This is a genomic window from Candidatus Woesearchaeota archaeon (assembly GCA_018303405.1).
Classification (GTDB): domain Archaea; phylum Nanobdellota; class Nanobdellia; order Woesearchaeales; family JABMPP01; genus JAGVYD01.
Genome location: JAGVYD010000005.1, coordinates 32,743 through 47,387, shown reverse-complemented (window position 1 = coordinate 47,387; position 14,645 = coordinate 32,743). Strand labels below are relative to the sequence as shown.

The 14,645-nt window shown below is 45.8% G+C and carries 20 protein-coding genes; 4 read left to right on the top strand and 16 right to left on the bottom strand.

Translation table 11 applies throughout. The features are described from left to right. The first annotated feature begins 149 nt into the window (after window positions 1–149). Complete coding sequence (locus J4227_01120) at window positions 150–344, top strand: hypothetical protein (protein ID MBS3109113.1); 195 nt, start codon at window positions 150–152, stop codon at window positions 342–344. Between the two features lie 102 nt (window positions 345–446). Next, window positions 447–1,364, top strand: coding sequence for a ThiF family adenylyltransferase (locus tag J4227_01115; protein ID MBS3109112.1), 918 nt, complete (start codon window positions 447–449; stop codon window positions 1,362–1,364). On the opposite strand, the gene J4227_01110 is transcribed toward J4227_01115, so the two are convergent. Further along, window positions 1,344–2,186 (bottom strand): FTR1 family protein, encoded by an 843-nt coding sequence (locus tag J4227_01110; GenBank protein MBS3109111.1) that lies wholly within the window; start codon window positions 2,184–2,186, stop codon window positions 1,344–1,346. The two genes, J4227_01115 and J4227_01110, sit on opposite strands and share 21 nt — an antisense overlap. Window positions 2,187–2,328: 142 nt before the next feature. Here J4227_01110 and J4227_01105 point away from each other — a divergent pair, with 142 nt between their 5' ends. Continuing rightward, window positions 2,329–2,667, top strand: a complete 339-nt coding sequence (locus tag J4227_01105) for a hypothetical protein (GenBank protein ID MBS3109110.1) — start codon at window positions 2,329–2,331, stop codon at window positions 2,665–2,667. 28 nt (window positions 2,668–2,695) lie between these two features. Here J4227_01105 and J4227_01100 read toward each other — a convergent pair whose 3' ends face one another. From J4227_01100 to J4227_01075, 6 genes are all read right to left on the bottom strand, one after another. Continuing rightward, window positions 2,696–2,938 (bottom strand): hypothetical protein, encoded by a 243-nt coding sequence (locus tag J4227_01100; GenBank protein MBS3109109.1) that lies wholly within the window; start codon window positions 2,936–2,938, stop codon window positions 2,696–2,698. A 31-nt stretch (window positions 2,939–2,969) separates the two neighbouring features. Further along, entirely contained in the window at window positions 2,970–3,572 is a 603-nt protein-coding gene (locus tag J4227_01095; protein MBS3109108.1) for a redoxin domain-containing protein, read from the bottom strand. Window positions 3,573–3,608: 36 nt separating this feature from the next. Beyond that, window positions 3,609–4,748 carry a thioredoxin family protein gene (locus J4227_01090; protein MBS3109107.1) on the bottom strand — a complete coding sequence of 380 codons (1,140 nt, stop codon included), beginning with the start codon at window positions 4,746–4,748 and terminating at the stop codon, window positions 3,609–3,611. Window positions 4,749–4,792: 44 nt separating this feature from the next. Beyond that, window positions 4,793–5,500: a sulfite exporter TauE/SafE family protein gene (locus J4227_01085; GenBank protein MBS3109106.1), complete on the bottom strand. Its 708-nt coding sequence runs from the start codon at window positions 5,498–5,500 to the stop codon at window positions 4,793–4,795. An 84-nt stretch (window positions 5,501–5,584) separates the two neighbouring features. Beyond that, on the bottom strand, window positions 5,585–6,229 hold the full coding sequence (locus J4227_01080) for a winged helix-turn-helix transcriptional regulator (GenBank protein ID MBS3109105.1): 645 nt from the start codon (window positions 6,227–6,229) through the stop codon (window positions 5,585–5,587). A 492-nt stretch (window positions 6,230–6,721) separates the two neighbouring features. Continuing rightward, window positions 6,722–7,159 (bottom strand): hypothetical protein, encoded by a 438-nt coding sequence (locus J4227_01075; GenBank protein MBS3109104.1) that lies wholly within the window; start codon window positions 7,157–7,159, stop codon window positions 6,722–6,724. 144 nt (window positions 7,160–7,303) lie between these two features. On the opposite strand from J4227_01075, the gene J4227_01070 reads away from it, so the two are divergent. Next, on the top strand, window positions 7,304–8,029 hold the full coding sequence (locus tag J4227_01070; GenBank protein ID MBS3109103.1) for a class I SAM-dependent methyltransferase: 726 nt from the start codon (window positions 7,304–7,306) through the stop codon (window positions 8,027–8,029). 20 nt (window positions 8,030–8,049) lie between these two features. Here J4227_01070 and J4227_01065 read toward each other — a convergent pair whose 3' ends face one another. The 9 genes from J4227_01065 to J4227_01025 all read right to left on the bottom strand — a co-directional run bounded on the left by J4227_01065 (window position 8,050) and on the right by J4227_01025 (window position 14,592). Beyond that, window positions 8,050–8,592, bottom strand: a complete 543-nt coding sequence (locus J4227_01065; GenBank protein ID MBS3109102.1) for a hypothetical protein — start codon at window positions 8,590–8,592, stop codon at window positions 8,050–8,052. Window positions 8,593–8,626: 34 nt separating this feature from the next. Beyond that, window positions 8,627–9,382 carry a prolipoprotein diacylglyceryl transferase gene (gene lgt, locus J4227_01060; GenBank protein ID MBS3109101.1) on the bottom strand — a complete coding sequence of 252 codons (756 nt, stop codon included), beginning with the start codon at window positions 9,380–9,382 and terminating at the stop codon, window positions 8,627–8,629. 238 nt (window positions 9,383–9,620) lie between these two features. Continuing rightward, on the bottom strand, window positions 9,621–10,403 hold the full coding sequence (locus J4227_01055) for a hypothetical protein (GenBank protein ID MBS3109100.1): 783 nt from the start codon (window positions 10,401–10,403) through the stop codon (window positions 9,621–9,623). A 73-nt stretch (window positions 10,404–10,476) separates the two neighbouring features. Continuing rightward, complete coding sequence (locus J4227_01050; protein ID MBS3109099.1) at window positions 10,477–11,907, bottom strand: hypothetical protein; 1,431 nt, start codon at window positions 11,905–11,907, stop codon at window positions 10,477–10,479. A 16-nt stretch (window positions 11,908–11,923) separates the two neighbouring features. Beyond that, the gene (locus J4227_01045) at window positions 11,924–12,364 is read right to left on the bottom strand and encodes a hypothetical protein (protein MBS3109098.1); all 441 of its coding nucleotides are present in this window, start codon (window positions 12,362–12,364) and stop codon (window positions 11,924–11,926) included. A gap of 42 nt (window positions 12,365–12,406) precedes the next feature. Beyond that, entirely contained in the window at window positions 12,407–12,610 is a 204-nt protein-coding gene (locus tag J4227_01040) for a hypothetical protein (protein MBS3109097.1), read from the bottom strand. A 113-nt stretch (window positions 12,611–12,723) separates the two neighbouring features. After that, on the bottom strand, window positions 12,724–12,954 hold the full coding sequence (locus tag J4227_01035; GenBank protein ID MBS3109096.1) for a hypothetical protein: 231 nt from the start codon (window positions 12,952–12,954) through the stop codon (window positions 12,724–12,726). A gap of 75 nt (window positions 12,955–13,029) precedes the next feature. Next, complete coding sequence (locus J4227_01030; protein ID MBS3109095.1) at window positions 13,030–13,758, bottom strand: hypothetical protein; 729 nt, start codon at window positions 13,756–13,758, stop codon at window positions 13,030–13,032. Between the two features lie 105 nt (window positions 13,759–13,863). Then, window positions 13,864–14,592, bottom strand: coding sequence for a cytochrome c biogenesis protein CcdA (locus tag J4227_01025; GenBank protein ID MBS3109094.1), 729 nt, complete (start codon window positions 14,590–14,592; stop codon window positions 13,864–13,866). Window positions 14,593–14,645: the final 53 nt, after the last annotated feature.

Genomic DNA, 14,645 nt, shown 5'->3' with positions numbered 1-14,645 from the left:
TGCCATTGCTTTACTATCCAAACTCTTTTTTCAAATGTCAATTTGTACATAAACATCACCGAGTGAGGTTTATGTGTAAACTAATAATGGGATAGCACAATGTTTTATTACAAGCAAAAAATATATAAATAACATACACCAATGCAATTATGATGAAAACCTCATACCACTGCACAAAATGCAATTACAAGTTCCAGCGCGACAAGGAAGTCACCAAGTGCCCTTACTGCGGCGCTACCGGGAGCGTTGAAAAGAGCAAGACAGCGCAGGAGCTCCTTGACGCTTTGACAGAAATGGACGACACCTTGCAGGACACAAGGGAAGAGATGGGCAAGTACAGATAGGCTTAATATACCTGGCTAAATCCTTTTTTCTATGATAATTATTGTCAAAATATGCTATCAACATATAATGCATAATATTTAACTTTCATATTCATGAAATCAATGGCAAAATTTGAGAATCAGGCAAGAATCGCGATTGTAGGCCTTGGAACCCTGGGGTGCCTGGCAGCCGGACATGTTGCTAAATTCAGCCTTAAGAAGCTCACCCTTATTGACCGCGACATTGTGGAAAAACACAACCTCGCAAAGCAGTTGTTGTACAGCTCAACGGATTTGAGCAAGCCAAAGGCATTGGCTGCCTCGGAACACCTGGCAGAAATCAATCCTCGGTGCAAAAGCCTTCCGATTGTGGCTGACCTGACATCTGGGAATATCCATATTTTGGAAGGGCATGACCTGATTCTTGACTGCACAGACAACCTTGAAACCCGGTTTCTGATAAATGATTATTGCAGAAAGAACAAGATTCCATGGATCTATTCTGCCGCAGCAGGCCGGATAGGCACTGCAATGAGCATCTTGCCTGGCGGCCCGTGCCTTGAATGTGCACTTGGCCGCCCATCCAATGCAGAAACATGCGAGACTTTGGGTATTATGTTTCAGGCAGCGATGATAACCTCCGCTTACCAGGCATCTGAAGCAGAAAAAATAGTTTCAAATGGCAAGGCCAGCACAGACATGGTCCGCTTTAACCTCAAAAGCAATGATTTGCTGAGGATAAAGGTCAATTTCAGGAAAGGATGCAATGCCTGTTCTGGAAAATACGATTACCTTTCCGGCAAGGCCACGACGCGCGCTGTCAAATTGTGCAGCAGGAATACATTTCAAATCCACGGAAAGCTCAGCCCGGCAAAATTCAATGCCATCAAGAAGGCTTTATCGCGAAAAAAAGGCTTCAGGGATTTTGGCCAATGCATAAGCTTTGGGCATCTCACCCTATTCAGGAATGGAAGGGCCCTGGTTTCTGCCAGGGACGAAAAACATGCAAGGAGCCTATACTCAAGATTTGTCGGGAACTGAGCTTATCCTGTTCATTTTGTTGTAAATGATAAAGATGCCTCCCAGGTACACACCATAACTCATGACTTCGAGTATGCTTGGGTTCCCATTGTATCCGAACAGTCCCTTCAGGATGCTGCCAATTATGCCCTCCTCATGCAGCCATGGGAAACTTCCATCCGGGTTGAGCAGGGGATTGATGTCCCATGCCTGGCCATGCAATACTGGGATGACGCCTGCTTCCTGGAATTCATGTATGCCGTGGGACACAAGCCCAGCTGCAAACAGCACAAGGACAATGCTCGAAACATTGAAAAATCTTTTTACGCTGACTTTTGCCATGCCTGTGAAGACAACATAGCCCAGGACAATTGCTGCAATTATGCCAAGAAATGCGCCGAGAATGCTGGTGGAGCCTGCGGCGAACCGTGCCGCGTTCAGGAAAATTACTGTTTCAACGCCTTCTCTCAGGATTGAGATAAATCCCACAGTGAACAGGCCGAAGGATGCCCCTGCCTCAATGCTGCGCTGCATCCTTTTGTGATAGGATGCAGAAACATTTTTTTGCTTCATCATCCAGAATATCATGAATGTCAACAGTGCAGCGCCTATAACCATGGTTGCGCCTTCAAAAACCTGCTCAGCGACGCCTTCAAATCCTCCGGCAATCATGCTGAACAGATATGCAAAAATTACGCTGCTGACAATTCCGGAAATAATGCCCAGATAAACAATGTTGTTGTACTTCTGCTGCTTGGTTCTTGCAAGGTAGCCAAGGATTATGCCTACTATCAGCGAAGCTTCCAGGCTTTCACGAAACATTATCAAAAAGCTGGTTAACATAACGATTGTTAAGTTTAATTGGATTATTTATAAATCTTTGTATCCAATTTTTCCAATGGCAGGTGCTGCCGTCAATTTCACAATGACATTGGAAATGCCGATTGCAGAAAATTTTTTATACTCAAAGTTCAATTGTTTGGCCATGATAGACAACATTGTCGGGATAGCGGGCCTTCCAGTGGGGATTATCCTCTTCCTGAATGAGTATGGCTACACCCACATGGACAAGTTTTTGGGCATCAATATTCTGGTGATTGCCGCATTGACTGTAATCGCTATCCAGATTTCAAACATTCTTGGCGCGCATATCACCGGTGATTATATCGCGCTTTCATACATAATCCATTTCTTCCTGATTTTTCCATCAGTGCTGTATTTCCTCTCACTGGTTGTCACACTGCCGCAGAATATCGTTGCCTCGTTTCCCCTTGTTTTTGCATCATTCATACTGATTGAAGGGCTTTATAGCTTCTTTTTCTAGAAACAATCTTACCTACTCTTGCCATGCCTTAAACCCTGTAGCCCCTGGCAAATCCCAATGCAATTAATGCGACAGAGCCCAATGCAGCTGCCAAATTTATCCACGGCCATGCCCTGATTACCCAAAATAGCTGGAGATATGCCGCTCCCAAGGCAATCCAGGTTGTCAGGGCATAAAGAATCCCGGACAAGGCCAGGCCATAAATTCCCACCGAAACAATCTTTTTTGGGGTGTTAATAAAATTTTCTTCAGGAACAGGCATATTTGCCATTCACTCTTCCTCCAACAATTCTGCCAGGCTTTCAGGATTCAATCAGTGCCCTGAGTTTTTCCTGGTATTCTTCCTTTGTAAGCCCGCCTTGCTTAAGGTCAACAATAATGCCTTCCTTGCTCACAAAATATGTTGTCGGCACACCCATTGACTTGTACATATCCCTGGCAACCCTGTCAGGATCCAAAAGTATAGGGTAAGTAATACCATTTTCCTGGACAAACCTAATCATGTCCTCCCTGCTTTCCTGCAGGTCCACGCCGAGGAGGATTATGCTGCCATTGGATTCCCTGTGGGTTTCCTCGAACCAGGGCATTTCTATCAGGCAGTCAGGGCACCATGTGGCCCAGAAATTGATAATGACAGGCTTTCCCCTGAACTCGCTCAATTTAACAGTTCTTCCATCCAATGCCTCAAGCCCGAAGTCAGGGGCCATTTCCCCAATTGCAACAGGCTTTGCCTCATTTGCAGCCAGATAAACATCTGAGATCTTGGCCGGCCTTTCCTTGAAGGGATTTTCCAGCCATAATATCAACCCAGCTATTATCACAACCGCCACTGCCAGCAGTGCAGTCCTATTCTTATTCCTGGGTCCAGCATCCTTGATTTCAGATTTTTTGTTTTTCCCGGCCATGTTTTCTTCTCATCTATCAAGGATAAACTTCTCCACTCAGCTTCCAAATGTGAAAGTGTAAATCATGAACTTATTGTCATTGCTTGCCAAAGTGAGCATGTGGCTGCCATAATCTGCATTCTCGCTGATGACATTGTAAAGCCGTGCCCTGTCAACCTTCATCATGCTTTTGCCTGATTCAGCATCAATCTCTACATCCCTGCCAGCATTTTTCACATTCAGGCTGTTGCCATCCAGAAGGACTTCTATCATTGCAGGGCTGTTTGGCTCAGCTGTGTCCGCCACCACATGCACAGCCCTGCTTGTATATCTTAACAGTATCTTGCCCTCTGCATTTTCAGCATGCTTTAGGTTATCGCCATTGTTGAGCCATTTGCCAGCTGCATAAATCCTGTCAGCAGAGATTGATTCTGGTTCCTTGTAATCCACAATCTGGTCAGGGGCATAACCCTCATCATTGCCCAGGTCAACTCTTGCAAAGTCATATCCTGCGTACAATTCAGGGGTCTGGAAAAGGCGTCCCAATCCCCCGCTTTCATCCTTAACGTCGCTGTCCTTTTTTTCAACATCCTGATTAATCTCTTTTAACAATCTCACAATCTGCGATTCTGTTTCTGCATAGCCGCCTTCCCCAATATGGTCATACCTCACTTTTCCATTTTTGTCAATCAGATATTTGTGCGGCCACCACCTGTTGCCATAGGCATTCCAGGTTCGGTAGTCATTGTCCATGGCAACCGGATACATGACCCCGAAGCCTTTTACAGCAGCCTCGACATTCGCGATTTCTTTTTCGAACTTGAATTCAGGGGTATGGACTCCAATGATGACCAGCCCGTCATCTGCATACTTATCGTGCCAGTCCTTGAGATAGGGCAGTGTCCTGATGCAATTAATGCAGCTGTATGTCCAGAAATCAACCAATACCACCTTGCCTTTCAGCCTGCTTATTTCAAGCGGATTGGAATTAATCCAATGCGAAATCCCCTGCAATTCAGGGGCATCAGGATAACTGCTCGTATCCTCGACAAGGCCGTCTTCAGTCATGGCCAGGCCACCACTCCCTGTGCCAAGATCGCTTTGCTTCTGGAATGGCTTTTCCACATACAAAATTATTCCAATGATTATTGCAACAGCAATAATAAGCAGGTTGCTCCTTATTGATTTTTTGTCCATTTTTCCGTGCCTCTTGTTGGCGACGCAATTAACGAAAATCCATCCTACAATATGTACGAAATCAGCCTGGTAAAATTATTCGTGAAAACCACTATCCCCAGCGCTATGAGCAGGATTCCGGCTATGATATTGAATATCCTGAAAAGCGCATTGTTCCTGTCGATGAATCTTGCAACGCTGCCTGTGAACAGTCCTGTCAGCATAAATGGCAGGCTCAATCCAAGCGAAAAGAATGCCAGCAAATAGCCTCCCTGCAGGGCAGAATTGCTCGTTCCGGCCAAGAGAAGGATGCTGGCGAGAATTGGGCCCACACACGGCGTCCAGCCAACTCCAAAGCTTGCCCCGAGAAGAAAGGATGAAAAATAATTTCCAGCCCTGACTGTTTTGCCTATCTTCACTTCCCTGCCCAAAAATGGTATTTCAAGAAGGCCAACTGTATGCAGCCCGAAAATAATTATTATGCTCCCCCCTATCCGTGAAAGCCAAAGCTGGAAGTTTCCAATCTTGCTGCCCAGCAATCCGGTCAAAAGGCCGAGCGCTGTGAATATCACTGCAAATCCCAGCGAATAAAAAACTGAATTGATGAATATGCCCCAGTTTATCCTCTTGCCTTTCTTTTCAACATCTGAAAGAGTGGTTCCGCTGAGGTAGCTGAGATACGCGGGAATCAGCGGAATAATGCATGGCGAAAAAAATGCGAGAAACCCGCCAATGAATGCAATCCAAATGCTCACTGTCATCTCTGCTGCCATGGAACAACCCCTTAACTCCTCCTATTAATATTTTTTTCTTAAGCCCTAAAATAATTGTCTCCACAATTCATAGGTGAAAAAATGTTAGCTTACATATCCTTTAATCAGCAGCTTGCCCAATGTTGTCAGCCTAACCTCAAGCCTTCCTTTGGCTTCTGCTGTTTCCACAAGCCCGAGTGCCTTTAATCCCTCTGACTTCAGGTTGCCGTTGATATGGTAAGAAATCAATGGCAGGCTCATTTTTGTCTTCTTGGCAAGCATCTCAAGTGATGAGCAGCAGTCCTTGTTGTTCAGGATCTTAAGGATATCCATTTTCTTGTCCGTCAGCTGCCTGTAATATGAGAACTTGAGCACAGGGAGCATCATGACCTCGCTGCCTGTCACATCAAATGCCTTGAGGCCATTGACAAATGCCGCGCTTATGGCTATGCACCTGGCCCCTTTGTCTCCTGTTGCGACATTGATTATGATATCCTTGCCTTTTTCTATGTGGGTAATCTCATTTATTGCCCTGAAAGTCTCCTCCCAGTGGTTTGACTCTGCCATCTCAATCACAGAGACAGGCAGCTTGAACTTCTCAAGGTCTTTGCGGACCTCGCGCATTGAATCCATCCTGTCCTTTCTGGCAATGAGATAGACTTTTTCTGTCGGAAACTCACGTATGCCTACATATAATGCATCTGTGTCTGTCTTTTCCCCAACAGGCACAACCATGATATGTTTCATCATTGCCACCTCCTAACTGCGCTAAATCCACAATTTATTAATCAATACTAAATTTAATTTTATAATATCAAGCTTGATATTTTACAAATATTGTAAAGCTTCTAATATATAAACCTTGGCAATTTCGGAGGAAAATTAACTGGTGGCTGGAAAGCCAATGTCAAACTTTCAAGTGAAAAATTCCTAACATCATGAAAATCGCATTTTTGAATTGCATAAAGCGATTTTCAGGATCATGAAAATGCTTTGCATTTTCATGATGTTCAAGTCCTCAAAAATTGTGAAACAATTTTTGGGACACTGGAAAATGCACGGCATTTTCGGTGCCCTAGAAACCGCGAGGTTTCTATGGAGTTAGGAATGCGAAGCATTCCAAACTAACCACGAGGTCTATGGAACTAAACATGGCATTCCACGGTCTCTGACCGGTGGTTCTTGACAAAAAGAAAAAGTAAAATGCCAAACTTTCTTTGAAAGAAAGTTTGGATCAAAGAACTATCCCTGCATCATGGGGCAGCCGCCATGCCTTCCCATGCCTCCCATTTTGCCAAAGCCTGGCTGAAATCCATCAGCCTTCATCTGGTTGAGGGTGTCATAGTCGCCTTCTTCCATGGCTTCATGCCATTTGGCCATCTGCTGGAACTGCTCCTCGGTTATGTCCATGCTCATGCCATACTCTTCATGGATATCGAGGAAAGCCTGGTAATCGCCGCTTTCCAGGGCTCCTTCAACTTCAGTGTGCATTGCCATCATGCCGCCATTCTTGAAGCCTTGGCCCATCATGCCATGCATGCCTCCCATGCCCTGAAATGCACCAGCGTCAGTTGTGCCATATGTTGCATAGCCTCTTCCAAAGCCGTGCCCGGCCGCAAAGCCTGCCAATGCAAGCACAGCTATTACTCCAACAACAGCCAAAATTGTGTTATTTTTCATGTTCATCACCTTTTAATTTGATTAGCTTTTAGTAGCCGGTGGGTATATATATTCCTTGCCAGTTAAACCGTTCTGAACGGTTTAAGAACCGTTTCCCTATGCACAATTGGCAAGCTTTATTAATTTTTGCAGGCTAGCTCATGCATGGCACCTCCACTTTTTCCATTTTATGACTTCCTTAAACAGATGTTTGAATCCACCAGGCATGATTGGCTATCTCCAGACGATATTTTTAGCTTAAGAAAGCTATTTGAAGCCCCGCAGGCTCTGCCAGATTACCATTACGACGGCCAAAATCCCCTGTGGTACACCAACCACACAGCAGCATACTATCTTCGGTCCCTCTTCCCGAACGACCGGGAATTCCTGGAATCTATTGGAATCAGGGCCAATAACAATCTCAAAGGTGAAAGCCATTCCCCTCGCCCTTATGTACACGAATTTTTCGCACCTGATACATCAATCCTGGAACTGGGGGCTGGCGAAGGCTTGGCTTTGACGCAGCTTTATAATGCCCACAGGAAAAATGACACGATAGTATGGATAGGTGTTGACAAACGGTACTCCTCGAATCATCTTGATGTTGGCAAAAGGGGCTCACTTCAATTCGCGCAAAGTGACGTTGCTGCACTGGAGCAAATACCAGACAAAAGCGTAGACAGGATAATGGATGTCCAGGCAGCATTTAGCTATTCAGATTCCAATGCACTTGCCCGTGAATTAAGGCGTGTGGCAAAGCCGGGCGCTATACTCCGCTCAATGCCATTATCTGACAGGATTGCGCCAGCACTTGAGGCGCTGGCCCTTGAAGGGTGGAATGCAAGAAGAATCAGCAGAAACAGCCTTGTTGCGCGTCTGGCAGAATCATAATCCGTGCATAATTCGCAAAATCATTTCTGAAGCTTGATTGTGTATGTCTTTCCAAGCCTTTCCCTTTGCAGTATCCCCTTCCTGTCAAGGTTGGTCAGTATTGTCGAAACCTTTGCCTTGCTCCAGTCAAGCCTGAACTTCAGGGAATCCTGTGTTATCTCCCTTGCCTTTTCAACTTCCTCTACAATTTTTTTCTCATCTGCGCTCAGGGCTTTCTTTATTATTTTGAGCTCATTTGATTTGTCAGCCTTGCCTGGCTTCCCCTGTTCTGCTGTTTTTTGGCTTTTCAGCAAAAGGCTTGCAATCAATGCAACAACAGCAGCAATAAGCAAGGATGAAGTTGTTATCAGTGTATGATAATAATTTGCGCTTCCTCCCCTCATCGCAGCCATGTGCTGGATTGTGTTAAGGTCTCCGGCAAAAATATTTCTCAGGACAAGAAAAGACAACAGGTAGACGACTATTGCGATAACAATTATTGCTATGATCTTGGTCGTATTGTCAATTTCTTTCATTTTTGGATGTCCCCTCTTAATCCCTCTTATCCTGCCGTAATCTTCCATATGCCATGCCAGGCTATATAACTTCTTACTTGGGCTATTTTTTTAAATATTTGCTATAAAGCACATACCCTCCTGTTAAAATCATAATCCCGCTCATCAGCTGGCCCATGGGAATTCCAAGGAAAATTGTTTCCGGCTCCTTCCAAAATTCAATGACAAGCCTCAATATGCCATACAATGTGATGAAGCCCCAGAACAAAAAGCCTTTCTTGAATTTCCTGTCCCTGATTGAAAACAAAGTGCCGAATATCAGGAAATTTTTCAGGCTTTCATAGATTTGTGTGGGGTGCCTGAACCCATCTGCGCCCGGGAACTTTACCCCCCATGGCATTGTTGTTACCCTGCCGTACAGCTCGCCATTGATGAAATTTGCCAGGCGCCCAAAGGCCAAACCCAATGCCAAAGGGACCATCAATGCATCCGCCACTTCGTAAAAATCATGCTTTCTTTTCCTGAGAAACAGCACCAATGCAAACACGCCGCCAACAAATCCGCCGTGAAATGACAGGCCGCCATTCCAAACAGCAAAAATCTGACCAGGGTTCAAAAAGTAATAATCAGGATGGTAAAATGCAACCTCAAAAAGCCTCGCGCCCAAAACAACGCCGACTACAAGGTAAACCATGAAATCATAAATCTCTTCCTCAGTGAGTGAAAGCTTGCCCTGCCTGCTCCTCTGCAAAAGGTACCACAATGCAAATACAAACCCAAGGGCATAGATAATCCCATAATACCTTATTTCCAAAAATCCCCAGCTTACAAGCACCGGATTAATATTGTGTTCGAACATGGCACCAATAACCTCTCATGCATATTTTAATGTTTGCCTATTCTTGGCCTTGTCCGAAAACTCGCCTTCCGGCTCGGTTTGGGCATCTGCTCAGCTTTGCATCTTCTCGCGAATTGCATTTTTCTCCTCTGCAACCCCGAAAAATGCATAACCCCTCCGGGAATGGGCTTCGCAAAATTGATGCCCAAACTCACGTTTCGGGCAAGGCCACTATTCTCAGGTCTTCAACAGGCAAAACTCATGCTTTGCTTTTTAGGCAAATGTCCAAAAAGTAAGCCCTGCAAAAAGCGTGCAATAAATAGAAAATAAACAGGGTGGCATAAGTCAGCCACATGGCAATTCTTGGATAGGAGATGTTAATTGTCTCTGCATTGAGCGCCAGCCGCAGCCCCAAGTCCATGAGCAGCACCAACACTGCTATCACCAATGCCGCGGACACAAATAATCCAGCCACTCCTGAATGCTTTCTGAACTGCGTGAGCGTAAATTTCAGGCCTTTTCCCAGGCTCCCGAAGGCGCCATTGCCAATTATGAAAAACGAATGTGAAAGGTTCAGCCACAAATAAAAAAATGCCAATGCAGTTGCCATATACGCCCAATAGATAAAAATGGCCAATCCCTGGGACACAGGAATAAGGTTAACCAGGATAGGCATCAGGAGCAGAATTGTAAGGATTAAGCCAAGCGCTGCATTCAGTATGATGAAAGGCATGATCCTGCTGTAGTCCTGCCTTTGCTTTTTTTGGCTGTATTCGCTGATAAGCACCAGCACAATGAACTTGATTGCACTGTAAAAAATTATTATGGCCAAAAGGTGCAGCGCAGCCGCCCAGCCCGCCGCGACTGGCATTGTTGAAGCCAGCATGTCCAGAATTGTGAATCTCAGGATATAGGCTATAAAGACAAACGCAAGGTCAAACAAAAATGCCAGCAGCAGGTTTCTAGGCTGTGAGACAATATTTTGCAGCGTACTCCTCATCAAGGATGCTTTCCATTTTTTTGATGCCCTATTCAATGCCATGCCCGCTCTGCCAGTAGTTTTTGTCAAAAATCATGATTTCAGCAATAAAAAAATAGAAATAAAAAATCGCGGCCTATTCAGTCGCGCCTGCTGTGTTTTCTGTGGCAGCATCCGTCTCGGCCTGGCCGAGCACCTGGCCCACTTCCAGGTCCTTGTAAATCGACCCGGTCATTACCTGCGGGTTCCTGAAGACAAATGTGCCATCCTCTTCTACGCTTCCAACAGGCCTCCATGCCTCGACCAAGCCGCTATATGCCGCAGCATCGCCTGACATCACAATGGCAGGCACCTTGGTAATTGAGTATTTTTCAATCAATGCCTTGCCCTCAGGGTCTGACACATCAACAGTTGTCTCGCTGCCAAACTCGGCCCCGAACCTCAGCAGGATTGCCCTGTGTATGCTGACATTGTAGCACGCGTCGCATGATTTGTCGACAATATAAGTAACATCGAGCAAGCCGCCAAGCGTGTTGGTTGTTATATCATAATAGGGGATGCCAATTGCCTGTGCGTTTCGGATGACATAATTGCCGTCCTCCTCAACTGTTCCTATCAGCGACCAGCTTCCAATTGCATCTGGGTATTCTGCAAGTTCCGGCGACAGGATGAGGGTCGGCGCCATTGTTATGGCATATTTGTCAACAAGCATCCTGCCAACATTCCCCGCAACTTCAATTTCCTTCTTGTCTGCAATCTGTATCCCGGATGCGCTCAGTTGTGAAATGAGGTCATTCAGGTCGCTGCATTCTGCGCAGTTGCCTGGCCTTAAGTAGGTTACAGTCACCAGTCCCTTGACCTGGCCATCTGCTGCATTGACGTAGGGTGCCGCTGTTCCGGCAAACACCATCCCATCAGAAGAAACCCCAAACCCCGCAATTGTCACTTTATCTGTTTCGCCTGTCAGAACAATTGTTGGAATCTTCTGTATCCCATATTTTGCAATGAGTTCCTTGCCTTCGGCTGAAGAGTATTCCACAACCCTCTTGCCTGTGATATTGTAGTTGGACCTGACAATGCCGCTTTCCGCCTCATTCAGTGAGAAGCACATCTCGCAGGTTGAATCAACAAGCGACACCATTTCCAGCTTTGGCAAGACCTGGGCTTCTGTTGCCTGCTTTTCCTTTTCGCCGGCCACTTTCAAAATCTGGTATAACAGCGCTACATTAACAACGAGGACTACTCCAAGGATCACAAAAAGCCACACTTTTAATGAATCTTTGCCAGGCTTCGCTGCCTTTTTTTCAACATGCGCCTTGCCTGCGTGCTTGGGCCTGTGTTTTGCTGTGGTTTTTTTCTCAGCTTTCTTGTGGCTCAGGGCATGCTTTGCCTTATGGGCATTGCCAGGCTTCTGTTTTTTTCCCTTGCTTGCCTGCTGCTTATTGCTGCCTGCATCATTATCCTGTGCCTCATCTGAATCTGCCCGGCTGTCTTCTGCTGCATCGGCAGTGTCCATTTGCTCCATGTCATCCATCTCTTCCGGAATCATATCTTCATTCTTAGCCATTGATATCCCTCTCCTCTTAATTTAAGGTGCACCCTGACAAGCCCGCAAGCCTGTCAAATGCCAACACTCTCTCATAAAGTTGGCCATCAACTTCCCATGTCGGGGTAATCTTGATGTCATCCCTTGCATCATAATTCTTGTATGTTATATATTTGAACGACTTGCCGAACATTCCTCTTTGCGCAGCTGTATACTGGCACCAGTCTGCACCGTACATAATAACCCCTTTTTCTGTAAGGCATTTCGCAAATGAGTCATATCTCCCGGGCTTGTAGTGCAAATATGCGCCAAAAGCAGTGCCGGCAATTAAAATTATCAGCAGAATCCACATCATGCTCAGGCGCTTGCCCCTTTTTGTTTTCTTTGTGGCATTGATATCCTCATCAATCTTAACCCTTCTTTCCTGAGCTTCCTTTCGCTCCTCTTCGACTTTCTTGCTCACGAACTGCTTTCCCATCTCAGGCCTTCACCCATTGTATTCTGATAATCCTGGCTTCAGCTAGAAAGAATCTTGGCTTGCTGCTGGCTGGCTCGCTGCCCCCACACTGTCTGCCGGAAGGCTTACTCCGCATCCGCCGCCAACAGGCGCTGCTCCCTCGCTCCCCCTATAATCATAAGAGTCGCTTGAGCTGGCACAGCCGGAAATCATCAATGTCCCAACAATCAATACTGCCATCACAACAATAAACATTTTTTTGTTCATTTCTTCCACCCCTATCCAAAAAGTGCTTTGGATTCTTTTGCCCGTGTAAGCAAATTTCCTGTTATGCAATCAGCGAAATCCATGCAAATATAAAAAACTATGTAAAAAACTTTCTAGCAGCCGCCGACCATTCCGCTAAGGCTGTCCAGGCTCGGTGCACCGCTGCCAACTGCTCCACCAGAAGGCCCGCCGGCCGGGGCATTAACGCTTGTGGATGCTGATCCGCTGGCCCTGAAGCTGCCTGATTCTATCTTGCTCTTCAGCACTCCAAGCTCAACTGCCTGCACTGCGGCAATTACAACAAGCACTGAAACCACAATGATCAAAATTGTGTTGTTTTCCATTTTTTCCCTCCATATTTTTCTTTTTATTGGGTTTATTGATTTTCAAGCAGGTTTGCCGTAAAATTCACAATATTATCAGCAACCCCCTACCATGTTGCCAAGCTGGTCAAGGCCAGAGGCCCCTCCTGCATCTCCTGCTGTTGGCGCGCCCTGGGTCGCAACCTGGTAGGCCAATGTCACCATATTTTTCGGGAACCATGCAGTTTTCCACTTAAGCACTTCCCGCAAAACTTCAGCATCAGTGTACTCAGTATTCATCATAAGCCACATTGTCACAGAATGCACAGCCGGATTGTGGCTGCATCCGCATCTTGAGCTTCCATCCGGATTAATCCCGATTGGCCCAACTCCGCAGCAATATTCGCATGAAATCCCAACCGGCTTTGTGGCCAGGTTAAGATACCTCTGCCATGCTTCTGGATGGTTTTCCTTCATTTCCTTCTGAAGCCCTGGAAAAGCCCTTTGCAGTTTTGTCAGTGAGCCAACAGGGTCATCAAAGCTTACGCCCATTGCATCGCCATACTCAGGAGTCCCGGCCGGCAGCATTACTGCAATTGCGTCATCGACTGTAGCAATCTGTTCCACTGGGAACAGCAATGAGATTGACTGGGCCGTTGACTTGGATTCCAGGACATTGACATCTGCAATATCAGATGACCCGCCAGAGTTAAAAAATGACACTCCCACTCCCGTTGATTTGCCTGAAATCATGTTATTCACTGAGAAAATCTGGTACTGGTTGAAAAGTACAACTGCTGTCACGACTATGATCAGAAAAATTGTCACTGTTTCACTCTTATCCATCCTGCCATCCGCCTCCAAGTCAATTTTTTGACAACATGATATGATGCTGTCGAAACACCCAACCTTTACAAAGCTTGTAAAACTACCTATATATAAAGTTTTCCATTATTTCCAGGCAAAATACAATTCAAGCACTCTGGCAATCCACACTTCATAATATATAATATACATTCCTGCCAATAATACGACAATTGCGCTTAGCTTCCTTATCAGTGGCATGTGTTTTTTTAAGTAGCCTATCATCAACTCCTTGGATATGGCCGTTGCCACTGAAACAGCGAGCATAAATATGCCCATGCCCGCGCCATAGAGCAGGAAAACGCCCAGGCCCTGCACAATCCCATTAAGCGTCAAGGCAGCCGTGACAATATACAGGAAAATCGGAATCGTGCAGCTGATTGAGGCAATGGCATATCCTATCCCATAAAGAAAGAATGCAAGGTATTCATTTGAATTTTTTGTGGATTGCAGCCTGCCTCCTATTCGGTTGAGCCCTGGCAGGATTGAAATTTCCTTTCCTGCAAGCAGGTAAGCACCTAGGCCGGCGAGGACAAATCCCATTATCAATGTAAGAAGAGGGGCGAAGCTGACAAAGCCCGAGCCTAAAAAAGCCACTGCCAGTCCAGTTAGCCCAAACACAAAAAGAAAGCCTGCGCTGACAACAGTTCCGAGCAAAAGCCCTCTCAAAACCCTAATGGCCTTGCTTTCATTTTCCCTTTCCTTCTTCTCAATGTAATAAGAGACATAGGCAGGAAGCATGGCTATGCCGCAAGGATTGAGAAATGCGATCAGGCCAGCAGAAAATGCCAGCCCCCCTAAAGCGTAGTCAGCCATTTTATTCCCCTGTAATCATATAATCAATGAAATTATTATGATGCCCCTCTCGA

Bases quoted from the DNA above. Each gene is read 5' to 3' on its own strand.
- J4227_01120 (MBS3109113.1), top strand. From the start codon at position 150: ATGATGAAAACCTCATACCACTGCACAAAATGCAATTACAAGTTCCAG.
- J4227_01115 (MBS3109112.1), top strand. From the start codon at position 447: ATGGCAAAATTTGAGAATCAGGCAAGAATCGCGATTGTAGGCCTTGGA.
- J4227_01110 (MBS3109111.1), bottom strand. From the start codon at position 2,186: ATGTTAACCAGCTTTTTGATAATGTTTCGTGAAAGCCTGGAAGCTTCG.
- J4227_01105 (MBS3109110.1), top strand. From the start codon at position 2,329: ATGATAGACAACATTGTCGGGATAGCGGGCCTTCCAGTGGGGATTATC.
- J4227_01100 (MBS3109109.1), bottom strand. From the start codon at position 2,938: ATGGCAAATATGCCTGTTCCTGAAGAAAATTTTATTAACACCCCAAAA.
- J4227_01095 (MBS3109108.1), bottom strand. From the start codon at position 3,572: ATGGCCGGGAAAAACAAAAAATCTGAAATCAAGGATGCTGGACCCAGG.
- J4227_01090 (MBS3109107.1), bottom strand. From the start codon at position 4,748: ATGGACAAAAAATCAATAAGGAGCAACCTGCTTATTATTGCTGTTGCA.
- J4227_01085 (MBS3109106.1), bottom strand. From the start codon at position 5,500: ATGGCAGCAGAGATGACAGTGAGCATTTGGATTGCATTCATTGGCGGG.
- J4227_01080 (MBS3109105.1), bottom strand. From the start codon at position 6,229: ATGATGAAACATATCATGGTTGTGCCTGTTGGGGAAAAGACAGACACA.
- J4227_01075 (MBS3109104.1), bottom strand. From the start codon at position 7,159: ATGAAAAATAACACAATTTTGGCTGTTGTTGGAGTAATAGCTGTGCTT.
- J4227_01070 (MBS3109103.1), top strand. From the start codon at position 7,304: ATGGCACCTCCACTTTTTCCATTTTATGACTTCCTTAAACAGATGTTT.
- J4227_01065 (MBS3109102.1), bottom strand. From the start codon at position 8,592: ATGGAAGATTACGGCAGGATAAGAGGGATTAAGAGGGGACATCCAAAA.
- lgt (MBS3109101.1), bottom strand. From the start codon at position 9,382: ATGTTCGAACACAATATTAATCCGGTGCTTGTAAGCTGGGGATTTTTG.
- J4227_01055 (MBS3109100.1), bottom strand. From the start codon at position 10,403: ATGGCATTGAATAGGGCATCAAAAAAATGGAAAGCATCCTTGATGAGG.
- J4227_01050 (MBS3109099.1), bottom strand. From the start codon at position 11,907: ATGGCTAAGAATGAAGATATGATTCCGGAAGAGATGGATGACATGGAG.
- J4227_01045 (MBS3109098.1), bottom strand. From the start codon at position 12,364: ATGGGAAAGCAGTTCGTGAGCAAGAAAGTCGAAGAGGAGCGAAAGGAA.
- J4227_01040 (MBS3109097.1), bottom strand. From the start codon at position 12,610: ATGAACAAAAAAATGTTTATTGTTGTGATGGCAGTATTGATTGTTGGG.
- J4227_01035 (MBS3109096.1), bottom strand. From the start codon at position 12,954: ATGGAAAACAACACAATTTTGATCATTGTGGTTTCAGTGCTTGTTGTA.
- J4227_01030 (MBS3109095.1), bottom strand. From the start codon at position 13,758: ATGGATAAGAGTGAAACAGTGACAATTTTTCTGATCATAGTCGTGACA.
- J4227_01025 (MBS3109094.1), bottom strand. From the start codon at position 14,592: ATGGCTGACTACGCTTTAGGGGGGCTGGCATTTTCTGCTGGCCTGATC.